We start from the raw sequence: 13367 nt of genomic DNA, 5'->3' as shown, positions 1-13367 counted from the left end.
ATTTCCACCTCCCCTCCCGATCGCGGCTTGACTCCTACACCCCGTGAGATGTCTTCCAAGGGGTCCCGGTCTGGAGCCTCGCCGGTTGTCGCCGGTGGGGCTTCTGCGTTGTGTGGGTCAGCTCGTTACGCCGCGTTAAGAACCTGAAAACTCGGTGAGCAAACCTTCCTTTCCCAGGTGAAGCAGTGAATTATCGAAGTGGCCGCGCATCTGGTTACCGCGCGGCATGGCGAGCGCGCCTGAAGGCACAACGGGCCGGGAGGTCACATGCTGCTACATCAATCGATCGGGTTGGAGCGCTTCAACGAACTACCGCGACAGAAGGCGGTTCACGCATTGTTCGAGTGCTGCTGCTCGCTGACGTGGGCCGGGTGGGTCAGCGACGGACGTCCGTTCGCCGACCACGCGGAGATCCTCTCGCGCGCCGAGGACGCGATTCTCAACCTCTCGGACGTCGACGTCGAACGCGCCCTGCAGTGCCATCCACCGGTCGGCGTCCGTAGGAACAGCGTGCCGTCCCACCTCGAGCAATGCTCGATCTGGGTTCCGGACGACGCCGTCATGGCAACCATCTATCGCGCCGGCGAGGAGTACGAGCGGAACTTCGGCTTCCGGTATCTGTGGTGTTCGCACGGCCACGACGCCGACGACCTGCTCGAGAACATCGGCCAGCGCATGTCCAACGAACGGTCCGTCGAGCGCAAGGTCTGCGTCGACGAGCTCGCCAAGATCACGCGGACGAGGATCGAGCGCATGCTGGGACCCGAGGACGGTTATCCCGAGTACTGAAAAGAAGAGCGGGTGCAGCGCTTTCGCGCCGCACCCGCTTTCATGCTCTGAATCGATCAGAGATCGAACTCGGCCGGAGAGATTCCGACTGCAAAACACATGTCGCGTACGACGCCGCGCTCGTGCTCGTCGAAGTTGCCGTCCGCGCCGCCGATGATGATGCCGATCTGGATGACCGCGCGGGCCTGATCCTGCTTCGACTTGAGCTTGGCGATGGTCGCGGTTGCCTCGACCTTGCCGAACTCGTAGTCCGAGGACAGCTTGCTGCAGTACCAGTCGAACTGCTCACGAAGCTCGTCCGGCGGGAAGACCGCGAGCGACTCGTTGCTCATGATCAGCGCGGCGGTCTTCTGACGCTCCGACGGATCGATCGAACCGTCTGCGGCGGCGATCAACGCGCACATTGCCATGCTCGCGTTCTTGAATTCCTTGTTCTGGAACTGGCTGGTCTTTGTCTTGAGCTGGCCGTTCATCTCCTGAGCCTTAGCCTTCAACTGATCCCAGAATGCCATGAGTCTCCTCGAGTATTGCCGCCACACACCGCGCGTGGTCGTACCACCACTCTGCCTGTGCGCTCGGCAATCCGCCATCGGCCACTAGGTGCGGTCGAACACTGCCAGAATTCGCGACTCGGAGATCGGGTCGAGCACGTCCGGGGTGAAGTGCCATTGCGTGCGGGTCCACGGATCGTGAACCTCCGTCTGCCCTGCTGCCGAAAGATGTTGGCACCCCTCGGACAGTGCGGCGACGGATTCTTCCGCGAAGTTCGACTCGTCCTCTCCGACAATCAGTATGGACAAACCGATTGCCGGCCCGCGTTCGGCGAGGAACATGATGGTCTGTGCGTCTTCGGCGGAGTATCCGTGCGGGAAATCGCTGAGGATCAACAGGCGCAGGGAACTCGGCCCGTCGGCGACGCCACTCATTCGCGCGAGTTCGCCCATGTCGACGGCCTCGGCCAGTGCCCGCAAGCGCGCCGAGATCTCGGTGTGAGCGGTGATGACCGGCCCCGCGAGCATCGGTGCCAGTCGGTCGGTCAGTGGCGTGAGCGAGCCGGTCAGGTCGACGACGTCGAGTAGCGGCATCGGGCCGGCGGCCATGACGCGCACGGTGACGGCACTGATCAGACCGAGCGCTGCTTTGCTCGACGTACTGTCCACCCAGATCGGCCGGCGCAGTGGCAACGGGACGCAGTAGGGAACGGTGAGTGTGCCGCGGTCCGGAGCCGACAGCTCGCCAAGACGCATTCCGTCGCTGACGGCCGTGATCTGGGCCGGATCGGTTGTACCCGCCCAGGACACCGACTTCCACGACGCCATCGACCGTGGGAGCACGCCGTCGATCACGCCGAGTTCGTGCGCAAGCTGAGCGCTGTCGCGGGCGTGATTGTCCCGCGCGAGTGAGACGAGGTCGTCGTGACGCTTCTGTGCGGCATCGCGCGCCGCCACTCCCGCTGCCGAGTTCCGCAACGACGGATCTGCGACGGCTGCGGTCAGATCCTCGTCCAAACGGGCAAGCGCGTACTCGCTGCTGGAGACGAAGGAAGCGGCAGAACGCGAGGCGTCCTCGAAGATCATCCACGCACGCTCGAGGCCGCGGCCCACCTCCAACGGCTCCACGGCGGAGTCCCACTCGGGCGCAGCTGTCGGGCCTGGTTGTGCCGGCTCGTCGTCCACCTCGACGCCGTGCACCGAGATCAGTTCCGCCAGACCACCCGCATAGCCCTGCCCTACGGCCCGAATCTTCCAGGCACTGGACTTTCGGTACAGCTCCCAGCAGATGACCGCTGTCTCGGTACCTGCGGTGGGGATCGCGAATTCGGCCAGGACCGAACCGGATTGATCGCTCAGGGTGGCGGAGAGCCCGGCCGTGCGAAAGGCGCCCGCGGCCGTCGCTGCCGGATCCACGCTGACGATGCACAACACGGCCGCGGCATCGGGGTGAAGTCGATCGAGTTCCACCCGGATGCCGCTCTGGTCGAGTTGCACTCCAGCGGTGGATGGTTGGTTGTAGAACACGAAGTCCGCGGACGTCAATGCCCGCAGGTTCGCGTCCGCTACCAGCGCCGACACGTCGAACGGCGTCTGGCTCTCGGCTCGAAACGTCACCACGGGCGCCTGCAGCGGCGCGTTCTGTCCGGGAACAAAAGTCATACCCACAGCAGCGAACTATGCCATGACCGGGCTCTCTCGGTCAGCCTTGCACGTCCGCCACCACTAGATCGGCCACCGCGGTCATCCCAGCGTCCGTGAAGTGCAAGCGCTGCGCCGTCGACTCCGAGAACAGGCCTTCGAACCAACGCTGATCTGCACTCGCACATGCGTCGTGCCCGCCGGCGATGCTCGCCGCCGCAATGTCGACAGTGCGCACACCGTGGGCGTGGGCCACCTCGTCGAACTTCGTGTTGTAGCGAGCGAAGTAGTCCATGAACCAGGATGCGTCGGCGTCTGAGAACGGAATGTTCGGCCAGCATCCGCGAGAGGAGATCATGCCGCCCTCACCGATCAGGTAGATGCGAGCGTCAGGCGCGCGCTGCGTGACCGCAGTCAGGATGCGATCCAATTCTCCGGCAGCCCGGTCGATTCCGGATTGGGCGACGGAATTCGCGAGCGGGTCGTACCGGCATCCACGATCGGTTCCTGGCCCCGGAGCGACGCACAGGGGGCCGAGGAAGATGCTGTTGGAGTCGTTGCCGCCGATCGAGATGGTGATCAGGTCGGTGTCCGGGTGAACGGCATCGAGTTGGACAGGCCAGTAGTTCGGAATCAGCTGTGGAGTGTCGATGATGTTCTCGGCGCGTGCCGCGCTGCAAGAGACGTCGGTGAACTCCGCGACCTCGAGTGCCCGAGAGATCTTGCCCGCGAAGTTCTCGTACGAACGCGAACAGGCGTCGGGGTACATCGGTTCCAGCCTTGGACCGGAGGCACGGGAGTCACCGAGGGCGACGTACTTGATCCCGGTGCCGGATACTCCTGACCGAGTTTCCGACTGGGGCACCGAAGCCTGCGCGATTCCGGTGCTCACGAGCGCCAGCACAACGCCTGCGACGGCCGCCGCCCGACCGAGAAGTTTCCCTCGAATGATCATCTACTGTGCCAAGTCCTCTCGCGCACGGCCGCTCGACTGACGGCTCGACATGCCGCATGAGGTTAACGCACAGAGGGGGAAACGATGTCCGGTTCGACGGACGGCGATCGAAATCACCTACCGCCGAACCGGATTCATCTCGAGTATGCAGTCTCGACTCAAGCAGTGAGGAAACGGCCCAGCTGCGGCGCAGCTTCTCCTGCGTGCTTGGCCTGGATACCTTCACCGATGGCCTGCAGCTTCCATTCACCGTTCACGCGGTACACCTTTGCCATCACCATTCCGGTGAAAGCCATGCCGCCCTGGAGCGTGTATCGAGCGAGCTCGGAGTTGGTGGTGCTGTCCACGAGACGGCAGAAAGCGTTGGAGACCTGCTCGAACGTGTGTCCGCGGTACGAGGTCACGGTGAAGATCACGGTGGTCACGTGAGCCGGGACCCGCTGAAGATCGACGAGCATGACCTCGTCGTCGCCGTCTCCGTCGCCGGTCAGGTTGTCACCCATGTGACGGACCGAGCCGTCCTTGGACGTCAACTGACCGTAGTAGCAGACGTCGACGAGGTTGCCGTCGGCGTACAGGAGTGCCGAAGCGTCGAGGTCGACATCGGCGGTACGGCTTCCGAACAGGCCGCTCTTCTTGATCGGATCCCAACCCAGACCCATCTGGATCATGGTGAGCGCGACGCCGCCCTCCTTGCGGAGTGTGACCTTCTGTCCCTTGGTCAGGCTGACGGGGCGTCCCTTGACCAGGCTCACCTCGGGCTGCTGGGCCGGCGGCTGGTTCTGCACGGGAGGCGCCGGGGGCGCCTGGTTGTACGTCGGCTGCTGGTTGTACGCAGGCTGTTGGTTGTAGGCAGGCTGCTGCGCCGGCGGGTAGGCCGGCGGCGTCGGTCTCTGGTTGTAGGCCGGCGGCTGGTTGTACGCGGGCGGGGCCGGCGGAACCGGCGGCGCGTTGTACGAAGGCTGCTGCTGCGGCGGCTGGTTGTACGCCGGCGGTGTAGGAGCGACGGACGAGGGCGGGGTGATCGGCGCCGGAGCCGCGACCGGAGTGGGAGGCGGCGGTGGTGCATCGTCGACGGACACACCATGATCGGTGACCAGCGCGGCAAATCCACCCGCGTACCCCTGGCCGACGGCGCGCACCTTCCATGCACCCTGGCGTCGGTACACCTCGAGCGCGATGACGATGGACTCGGTGGTGAGGCCGTCGATCACGTACTCGTACAACACGTTCCCGGCCGCATCGGAGACCCGAGCGGTCGGTGCAGCAGTGCGCCCGAAGTTCGACGAAGCGTCGTCGAGCGTGATGACGGCGCGAACCTGCTCGATATCGGCGGGTACGCCGGCGAGTGAGACTCGGAGTGAGGCAATGCCACCCGGGTTGGGTACCAATTGCACGCCGGGTCCGGTCGGCTGGTTGAAGAAGACGAAGTCGGCGTCGGAACGAACTTTTCCGTTGCTCGTCACGAGGAGTGCAGACAGGTCAGCGGCCGCAGCCAGCTGAACCGAGACAACTACATCCGAGACGTCCAGCGGGCCGTTCTGCCCTTTGGCAAGCGATACAGACAACTAAATCCCCTTCATAGAGAGCGTGTATTACCCGAGCGCGGAAGAGAACCACCGCAAGATCTCCGCGCTCGCTGCGATACCGGACCTTTCTGTCACAGTAACGGTCGGCCGTTGCCAATTCAGTTCTTCCAGCTCACCGTGCCTGGGCCTGATCGCGAAATCGGAGTATTCGAGCATGTCCGCATCCAATGCGCCGTCACCAGCCGAGATCACGACGGCGGACTGATCCAGATCACCCGACTCGACCAGTCTGCGGCGCACCTCTGCCAGCGCGCGTGACTTCGAGACAGCGTCGGGCATCGTGTAGATCTTCCGGCCTTGACGAGAGACGTTCCAGCCCCGCGCCACACACCAGTGATTCCATTCGGTCTCGAATTCACTCGGCATCACGGCCAGATCGACGACCAGGTACGGAAACAGATCGTCGGCAACACGAATGGAGCTGACCCAACTCGAGTCGATGCGCGATTCCAGTTCCGCCTGAACCTGCGGCAACTCGGCGCCGGCCTTGCGGGTCGAACGGTCGATCTCGTTTCGCCACTCGCGATCGGCTTCGCCGTCCACCAGGATGTTTCCGCCGTTGCTCGTGATCGCGTACTTCCACGGTCCGCCGGGGAGATCGATCCGCTGAAACTGTGCGATGGTCCGGGTCGTTGTCGGAATCACCGGAACCCGCGAGCTGAGCGCAGTCAGCAGTTCGATCGATTCGACGCTCATGTGCGAGAGCGGACCGCCGTTGTAGTACTCGACGCACAGCGGGCTCGGTGCCGAATCCAGGTCGGAGCCACTGGGATCGCCGCCGATCGCGGCCTGCGAATAGATCATCGTGCGGTCCAGATCCGTGGCGATCAGGACCTGGGACGCAGCGGTGTCCACACGGCTCACGTGATGTCCTTGATCAGGCCGACACACGAGTAGGCGAGATCCGGGACGACCTCGACCGGGACCCCACGGGCCTGTGCCAACAACCGGATGTGTGCGTGCTCCGGGGCTTCGAGTTCGCGCACCAGAACCTTCCAGGGAAGCCGGCGCAGCAGCACCCTGGTTGTTTCTCCGACACCGGGTTTGACGAAGTTGACCGTCGAGATCCCGTACTCGGCCTGCACCTTCTCCACCGACTCCCAACCGGCCCAGGTCGGCGTCCGATCGGAATCGAGCACTGCAGCAAGAGAATCCGCTGCGTCGCCGCGAACCGAATCGAACTCGGCCGAGACCACGTCGAGCAACCTGTTGGAAACGTCGACGTCGGCGAGGTCGGCGTAGAACTTGGCGCCGTGGAAATCGCCGGGCCCGATGAGGGTGTCGTTGAGGACAGTTCGTGAGACCAAGCCGGACACCGTCGAATTGAGGCACGCCGACGCGATCAGGAAGTCGTCACGGGTCCCGTACGTTCGCACGCAGTGTCCGGGGTCGGCGAGAACAGCCAGATCGGAGTCGAACTTCGCTCCGCCTGCCTCGTGGTACTCCGTCAACGCTGCGTCGAGTTCGCGGGCGATGGCGCCCTTGCCCGTCCAGCCGTCGACGAAGACGACGTTCTCCGAGTCGTGATGGTGCGCAAGATAATCGAGTGCGACGGAATCGATTCCTTTGCCACGGACGATGGACACCGCATAGTGCGGCAACGTCAACCCGCGGGTCTGCTGGGCCCAGCGCCGCATCAGAATCCCGATCGGTGTTCCGGCCCGGGCGAGTGAGACCAGCGTGATGTCACTCCCCCGCTCGGCCAAGACCAGGTCCATCACGGTCCCGACAGCGCGCGCCAACCGTGGAGCGCTCTCGGCGAGCACCGTCTCGAAAAGATCCCGGTATGCCTGATCGGGTTGGTACTCGATGGGGAGAGACTCGGCATAGTGCGCCTCACCCGACTGAATACGCTTCTCGCGCACGGATACATCCGCTTCGAGATCCACGTGCGAGAGATCCTTGAGCAGCCACTTCACTTCGCCCGGCGCGTACGAACCGAATTCGGGCCCGACCAATGGTTCGTTCATGACGAGCTCCCTGCTCTGGAATCTCGCAGCGCCGACGGATCGGCCCCGCGAACGGTGGCGACCAGGACGTCGGTGCCGGAGTTCCGCAACACCTCGACCACTCCGTCCATCGCCGTCAACCGATCGGTGTCGGCGGGCTCGTCGATGACCAGCAACGCAAGGGCGTCGACCGCCGCATCAGGCCACTGCGCGTTGTAGACGTATCGAGGGTCGTTCTCACCCAGTTCGGGCGCCGGAAAGGTGAACCCGCGACGCAGCGGGTATCCCGGCACGTCGACGACGTACGCGGGTGAGCGAGTTGTGGTCTGGTAACGAACTGCTCGCCCAGAGCTTTCCAAGCCCGCAGCGATGCGCAGTGGCAGGTACATCAACTCCTCGTGACCGATCACGATCACAGCACGCGACGCGTCGATCGACGATTTGAGAATGGACACCGCTGCCTCGACGGCTGACTCGAATGCCGCGGTGTCGCCATCGAGAAAGCCGTGCCTGCCACCGTCGGGGACATGTGCCGGCCACGGCAGATCGATCCGTGCCAGCGTGCCACGGCGGTCACCGATCGGATTGAGATCCGGAGCATCCAGCGCCGTGACGCGCTCGGTCAGGCCGTCGGGCAGGACCGTCGAACCCGAAGCGAGAGAGACGTAGTCGATTCGTACATTCAACTCTGCCGCCGCGGCTTCGCCGGCGACTCGGTGTTCCTCGGTTCTCATGTCCACCAGCGAGGCCACGACGTAGCGGCTTCGCGGGCATTGCCCGTGCAGCGCCCGGATGGCATCGATCGCGGTGGCGCCGGTGGAGATCTCGTCGTCGACGAGGACCAGAGGCAGGTCGTTCTCGAACAGTTCGGCGGACGTCGGCTGCATCAGATGGCTCGTGGCGTGCGAGTGCCCCTCCTCGAATCCGGCGAGCGTCGTAGCCCCTGGTACGTCTCGGCGCGTGGAGTGCAGGTAGCAGTGAGCGTGGAGGCGAGCTGCGACGCAGTGGCCCAAACCTGTTGCGGTTTCGGCAAATCCGAGAACGACGACGTCGACACCCTCACCGAGGGTTGTCCGCACCAGATCGCCGAGGTCGTCGGCAGCGCCGATGACCACGGACGGCTCGGTGGGCACGTGCTTTCCCAGCACGGTGGACACCAGCAGATGAGCGCGACGCGGATTCCGCCGAAGTCCCGGGATCACCAGATCGGGCACCGAATGCCCGAGTGACGAATCACCGTGAACGAGGTCCAAGCCGAATTCTGCTGTAGCCCAGGGAACGTCCTTGGACTGGACAAGCTCTGTCATCGATCGACCAACGCCGTCAGCAACTCGACGAACGTGATTCCCTTGTTGGTCACACCGAACACGTGAGCTCGGAGCGCAGTCTGATGGGCCCAATTGCGGTGCGGCTTCATCTCGTTCATCTTGTTCCGGTAGCCGGACGCCTGAACTCCCCCGGCGTCGGCACCGAGAATGTCGAGGGCATCGTGATATTCCTCGTGCGTGACGGCGGACAATGCATTGACCGCTGCGACGTGCGACGGGTGGATGACCGTCTTGCCCTGGATTCCGTTGGCTCGGTCCAGCGCGATCTCACGGAGCAGACCGTCGAGGTCGCGGCTGACGAGATGCTGACGGAACCGGACGGCGTCGTGTTCCTCGAACGGGGTGGCGCGCAGCATCGGCCGGAACATGCGTTCGTGATCGGCGAAGTACTCCCACACGGGCCCGGTGATGACAAAACCCGAACCGTCCGCGCGCCCGAGATAGTTGACGATGTCGGCGATGACGTCGACCACCACGCGCACGTCGTAGATGGTCAGATCGCGGTCACGACGGATGCCGAAGGTGCTGCACATGTCGGTGGCGCCGATGCGGACGGCAAGGATTCGATCGCGGTGTTGCGCGAGAATCCCACTGATGGTGCGCAATTCGAGATCGCGAGTATCGCGGTGCACAAGCGCGGGTGATTCGAGTACCGGCATCGCGTAGAGATGCTTGCCCAGCAACTCGGATGCGTCCGCGACGGCGTCGAGAAACACGGGGCCGGACTCGCTGCCGAACTTCGGGATGACGAACCCGGTGAGCGCGGCGCGCCCCTCGGTCAACGACGCGGCGACCTTGTGGATGTCCGCGACTTCACGGACCCGTACGAACAGCAGCATGCCGACGGCGTCGGTGGACGCGATCTTGTCGAGAGCGTCAACCGCGTTCGCTCGCGCCGACTCCACCTCGTGATCCGCGACGGCGTCCTCGAGATCAAGCACCATCGAGCTGACGCCCTCGGACGCACGCTTGACCACGATGTCGGCCAACCCGGCTCGGGTGGCAGGAACGTAGAGAGTTGCACCCAGAGCAATCGCGAGCAGATCCCTCTCGTCGGAATCCGCGAACGATCGAGGCGCATGCAGGAACAGTTGCTCCCGCACGTCATCCTCGAGATGTTGAAAGTGCTGCATTTCTCTTCTCTCTGTAACCGCAATCAAGTCCATGAAACGACCCCCTGTGACAACGCGTCGAGCAACTCCGATCCCCCGATCGGCCCGACCATTCAGTTTTTGCCGGCTCGCGCCCGCATCTTCTCGACAACTTCGGTGATGAACGTCGATACCGAGTCCAGCTGTAATACATACGACCAGTAGTCCGGATGAGTTCCCGACAGTGACGCACTCGCTCGCTCGATCCTTGCTAGTTGAGCATCGAGTACGGAGCCCCACTCCGCCACCAACCCTTGGTTAACAGCGAACATCTGGGCGTCTTTCAGCCGGAAACGAACCTCACGTTCCTTTTGGCTCGGATCTGCCCGGACTGCACGCAGAGTAGCGAGACGGTCCGTCACGGCGTCGGCACACGCTTCGGCGTCGGCGAGGTGCACGCGGGCTTCGGCCATCAAAGCCAGTGCATGTTCGGGGTTTCCCGCAGCCAGCGACTGCTTCGCTTCCTTGAGATCGATGTCGGCCTGATCGATATGCGCTCGGCTGCGACTGCTGTTGTCGACGAGGTCAGCAGAACTCGCGGCGTTGAACTCGCGCAGCAATGCGGAGTACGCCGGATCCAGGCGGTCCACTCGAGTGCGCACTGCCGACAACCTGGTCGAGACCGAGGAAATCGTCATCTCGGCACGGTGCTGGGTCGACGGGGCTTCTGCCAATGCTTCCTCGAGCGCCGATACCGCTTCGCGGACACTCTCGGCCCGCGTGCGGACTGCGTCGGCGCGACCGGATGAGCGCGCATTGTCGAGCGCTGCAACCGCGTCGTCGAGGTGTTCGGAGGCCGTCACCACCGACGGGTACTCGCGATAGCGCTGATCGGTGGCAGCCAGTTTTTCCCGGACGGCGTTCGCCAGGGTTCGGGCCTGCTGGCCGAGGACGGGAATGGCGGACATCGTGACCGTCGCCTGCTCGAGGTGCGCACGATGCCCGTTGTAGAAGGCGTCGACGCCCTTTGCCGCCTCGACGAGTTCGGCTACCGACTTTTCGAACGCCGCCCGAGCACCGTTCGGGTTCTGGTGAAGTACCTGATCGTTGCCATAGCGCTCGGATGTGTCGAGGTAGTCCGACGCAGCCTGGAAGCACCGATCCCGAACGGGTTCCCACGCAGCGCGCAGCCCTCGCTCGGGGTACAGCTCGGCGGAAGCGTCGACTGCTACCGACGCGATGGTCTGCCGCTTGTCCATGTCGAGGAACGCCGAAACCATGGCCGTCTGCGCCTCCCGCGCACGACTGACCGACTCCCCCACTCTTGCCCCCCGATTGAAGCGCTCCGACCATCTTCCCACCACGATTGAATCCTACGGGTCCAGCACTTCGCTTCTCGGTTCGTAATTCTGCTGTTACGGCGAACACACCGGAACTGCGGTTAGGGTGGTGGAGGTAAACACACTCCCAAGACGACTTCGCGTCGTAGTGGGCCTTGTCTCTCCTCTTGAAAGGACCCCTGAATGGGCGTCAGCTTGACCAAAGGCGGCAATGTCTCTCTCACGAAGGAGGCCCCGAACCTGACTGCAGTGGTCGTCGGCCTGGGCTGGGACGCACGTTCCACCACCGGAGCTGCTTTCGACCTCGACGCCAGCGCAATCGGCGCAGGCTCGAACAAGAAGGTCCTCTCCGACCAGCACTTCATCTTCTTCAACAACCTCCGTTCGCCCGACGGCTCGATCGAGCACAAGGGTGACAACACGGACGGCGAAGGCGAAGGCGACGACGAGCAGATCGACGTGAACCTCGCAGCGGTTCCTGCCGAGGTCGAGAGCGTTGTCTTCCCCGTCTCGATCTACGACGCAGAAGCTCGCTCGCAGTCCTTCGGCCAGGTCCGCAACGCGTACATCCGCGTAGTCGACAAGTCGAACGGCAACGAGCTCGCTCGTTACGACCTCTCCGAGGACGCTTCCACCGAGACCGCCATGGTCTTCGGTGAGCTGTACCGCAACGGTGCAGAGTGGAAGTTCCGCGCAATCGGCCAGGGCTACGCGTCCGGCCTCGCGGGCATCGCGCGCGATTACGGCGTCAACGTCTGATCTTCGCTCTCGACGAGCTGACTCGGGGAAGGTTCCGCAGTAGTCTGTGGAACCCTCCCCGTTTTCACGTTCGGATGCGGTGAGAGACCGCTTGCAGTAACCACTCTGCATTGACCAACTAGAAAGGGCCACGCTCCGTGGTACTGCGAATATTCGGTTTATCCATCGCAATTTCGATCCTCGCGATGATCGTTGCGTTCATCTACGGCGGACCTGAGGCACTGTTCCTCGTCATCATCCTGTCGATTCTGGAAATCTCGCTTTCCTTCGACAACGCCGTCATCAACGCCACTGTTCTGCAGAGAATGAGTGAATTCTGGCAGAAGATCTTCCTCACCATCGGCGTCATCATCGCCGTCTTCGGTATGCGTCTGGTGTTTCCACTCGTGATCGTCTGGGCTGCATCCGGTCTCGGACCCGTTGCTGCACTCGATCTGGCATTGAACCCGCCTGCGGACGACGCCGCGTACTTCGCCAACGGCGAGCCGAGCTACGAAACCATCCTCACCGACGCTCACCCGCAGATCGCTGCCTTCGGTGGCATGTTCCTGCTGATGCTCTTCCTCGGTTTCATCTTCGAAGAGCGTGAGATCACCTGGCTGTCTTGGCTGGAGAAGCCCCTCGCTCGCATCGGCAAGCTCGATCAGCTCTCCGTCGTCGTGGCCGGCATCGTCCTGGTTCTCAGTGGTTCTTTCCTCGCTGCTGACGACAAGGTTTCCACCGTCATGATCTCCGGTGTTCTGGGCATGATCACCTACATCGCGGTCAACGGACTGGGTGAACTGTTCAACCTGCCGGAAGAAGGCGAAGAGGAAGAAACCGCCAAGTCCGGCGGCCCCACGCAGCTCGCGAAAGCGACCGGTAAGGCCGGCTTCTTCCTGTTCCTCTACCTCGAGGTCCTCGACGCGTCCTTCTCCTTCGACGGCGTCATCGGCGCATTCGCCATCACGGCAGACCCGATCATCATCGCCCTCGGCCTCGGCTTCGTCGGCGCGATGTTCGTCCGTTCCATCACGGTCTTCCTGGTCCGCAAGGGCACGCTCTCCGATTACGTCTACCTCGAGCACGGTGCGCACTGGGCCATCGGCGCTCTGGCCGTGATCTTGATGGTGTCCATCGGCGTTCACATCAACGAGATCATCACCGGCCTGGTCGGTGTCTTCTTGATCGGCGCTGCTTTCATCAGCAGCCTCATTCGCAACAAGCGAATCGCGAACGCAGATCCGAAGTTGGACGAGAACACTCCGGCAACTGTCTGACGTTCTTTTTCACGAAACGCCCGCGACCAATTGGTCGCGGGCGTTTTGTTTGTTATGCCTGAATTGAAACGCTCTGCATTCACAACCGCGCGCCAATTGTTCAGCCGCGCGCCAAATTCAGCCTGCGGGTGAACAATTGCCCTGCGGGTGCGAAGAACCTATTCGTAAGGGAAACC

The 13367-nt window shown here is 63.2% G+C and carries 12 protein-coding genes; 3 read left to right on the top strand and 9 right to left on the bottom strand.

Features of this window, described 5'->3' with window-relative positions:
- Nucleotides 1-267: 267 nt before the first annotated feature.
- The gene (locus QRN54_RS16970) at nt 268-789 is read left to right on the top strand and encodes a 2-oxo-4-hydroxy-4-carboxy-5-ureidoimidazoline decarboxylase (RefSeq protein WP_003941084.1); all 522 of its coding nucleotides are present in this window, start codon (nt 268-270) and stop codon (nt 787-789) included.
- 56 nt (nt 790-845) lie between these two features.
- On the opposite strand, the gene QRN54_RS16965 is transcribed toward QRN54_RS16970, so the two are convergent.
- The 9 genes from QRN54_RS16965 to QRN54_RS16925 form a co-directional block, all read right to left on the bottom strand.
- Nucleotides 846-1301, bottom strand: a complete 456-nt coding sequence (locus tag QRN54_RS16965) for a tellurite resistance TerB family protein (protein ID WP_003941110.1) — start codon at nt 1299-1301, stop codon at nt 846-848.
- 84 nt (nt 1302-1385) lie between these two features.
- On the bottom strand, nt 1386-2942 hold the full coding sequence (locus QRN54_RS16960; RefSeq protein WP_052417026.1) for a TerD family protein: 1557 nt from the start codon (nt 2940-2942) through the stop codon (nt 1386-1388).
- A gap of 40 nt (nt 2943-2982) precedes the next feature.
- On the bottom strand, nt 2983-3876 hold the full coding sequence (locus tag QRN54_RS16955; protein WP_285182467.1) for an SGNH/GDSL hydrolase family protein: 894 nt from the start codon (nt 3874-3876) through the stop codon (nt 2983-2985).
- A gap of 158 nt (nt 3877-4034) precedes the next feature.
- Nucleotides 4035-5444, bottom strand: coding sequence for a TerD family protein (locus QRN54_RS16950; protein ID WP_285182466.1), 1410 nt, complete (start codon nt 5442-5444; stop codon nt 4035-4037).
- 27 nt (nt 5445-5471) lie between these two features.
- Nucleotides 5472-6329 carry an HAD family hydrolase gene (locus QRN54_RS16945; RefSeq protein WP_082661496.1) on the bottom strand — a complete coding sequence of 286 codons (858 nt, stop codon included), beginning with the start codon at nt 6327-6329 and terminating at the stop codon, nt 5472-5474.
- A complete protein-coding gene (locus QRN54_RS16940; RefSeq protein ID WP_003941082.1) occupies nt 6326-7435 on the bottom strand; it encodes a cysteine protease StiP family protein in 1110 nt (369 codons plus the stop codon). Before QRN54_RS16940 ends, QRN54_RS16945 begins: the two co-directional genes overlap by 4 nt.
- Complete coding sequence (locus tag QRN54_RS16935; protein WP_007727042.1) at nt 7432-8721, bottom strand: phosphoribosyltransferase family protein; 1290 nt, start codon at nt 8719-8721, stop codon at nt 7432-7434. Before QRN54_RS16935 ends, QRN54_RS16940 begins: the two co-directional genes overlap by 4 nt.
- A complete protein-coding gene (locus tag QRN54_RS16930; RefSeq protein ID WP_042950575.1) occupies nt 8718-9875 on the bottom strand; it encodes an HpcH/HpaI aldolase/citrate lyase family protein in 1158 nt (385 codons plus the stop codon). Before QRN54_RS16930 ends, QRN54_RS16935 begins: the two co-directional genes overlap by 4 nt.
- A 92-nt stretch (nt 9876-9967) precedes the next feature.
- Nucleotides 9968-11113 (bottom strand): hypothetical protein, encoded by a 1146-nt coding sequence (locus tag QRN54_RS16925; protein ID WP_285182474.1) that lies wholly within the window; start codon nt 11111-11113, stop codon nt 9968-9970.
- 243 nt (nt 11114-11356) lie between these two features.
- On the opposite strand from QRN54_RS16925, the gene QRN54_RS16920 reads away from it, so the two are divergent.
- Both QRN54_RS16920 and QRN54_RS16915 read left to right on the top strand, forming a co-directional pair.
- Nucleotides 11357-11932, top strand: a complete 576-nt coding sequence (locus QRN54_RS16920; protein WP_003941199.1) for a TerD family protein — start codon at nt 11357-11359, stop codon at nt 11930-11932.
- A 137-nt stretch (nt 11933-12069) separates the two neighbouring features.
- The gene (locus QRN54_RS16915; protein WP_003941145.1) at nt 12070-13191 is read left to right on the top strand and encodes a DUF475 domain-containing protein; all 1122 of its coding nucleotides are present in this window, start codon (nt 12070-12072) and stop codon (nt 13189-13191) included.
- The last annotated feature ends 176 nt before the right edge of the window (nt 13192-13367 follow it).

The sequence above is a fragment of the Rhodococcus sp. MEB032 genome (assembly GCF_030208925.1).
Taxonomy (GTDB): domain Bacteria; phylum Actinomycetota; class Actinomycetes; order Mycobacteriales; family Mycobacteriaceae; genus Rhodococcus_F; species Rhodococcus_F qingshengii.
This window is presented reverse-complemented; position numbering and strand designations above follow the sequence as displayed.

Bases quoted from the DNA above. Each gene is read 5' to 3' on its own strand.
- QRN54_RS16970 (WP_003941084.1), top strand. From the start codon at position 268: ATGCTGCTACATCAATCGATCGGGTTGGAGCGCTTCAACGAACTACCG.
- QRN54_RS16965 (WP_003941110.1), bottom strand. From the start codon at position 1,301: ATGGCATTCTGGGATCAGTTGAAGGCTAAGGCTCAGGAGATGAACGGC.
- QRN54_RS16960 (WP_052417026.1), bottom strand. From the start codon at position 2,942: ATGACTTTTGTTCCCGGACAGAACGCGCCGCTGCAGGCGCCCGTGGTG.
- QRN54_RS16955 (WP_285182467.1), bottom strand. From the start codon at position 3,876: ATGATCATTCGAGGGAAACTTCTCGGTCGGGCGGCGGCCGTCGCAGGC.
- QRN54_RS16940 (WP_003941082.1), bottom strand. From the start codon at position 7,435: ATGAACGAACCATTGGTCGGGCCCGAATTCGGTTCGTACGCGCCGGGC.
- QRN54_RS16935 (WP_007727042.1), bottom strand. From the start codon at position 8,721: ATGACAGAGCTTGTCCAGTCCAAGGACGTTCCCTGGGCTACAGCAGAA.
- QRN54_RS16930 (WP_042950575.1), bottom strand. From the start codon at position 9,875: ATGCAGCACTTTCAACATCTCGAGGATGACGTGCGGGAGCAACTGTTC.
- QRN54_RS16925 (WP_285182474.1), bottom strand. From the start codon at position 11,113: ATGGTTTCGGCGTTCCTCGACATGGACAAGCGGCAGACCATCGCGTCG.
- QRN54_RS16920 (WP_003941199.1), top strand. From the start codon at position 11,357: ATGGGCGTCAGCTTGACCAAAGGCGGCAATGTCTCTCTCACGAAGGAG.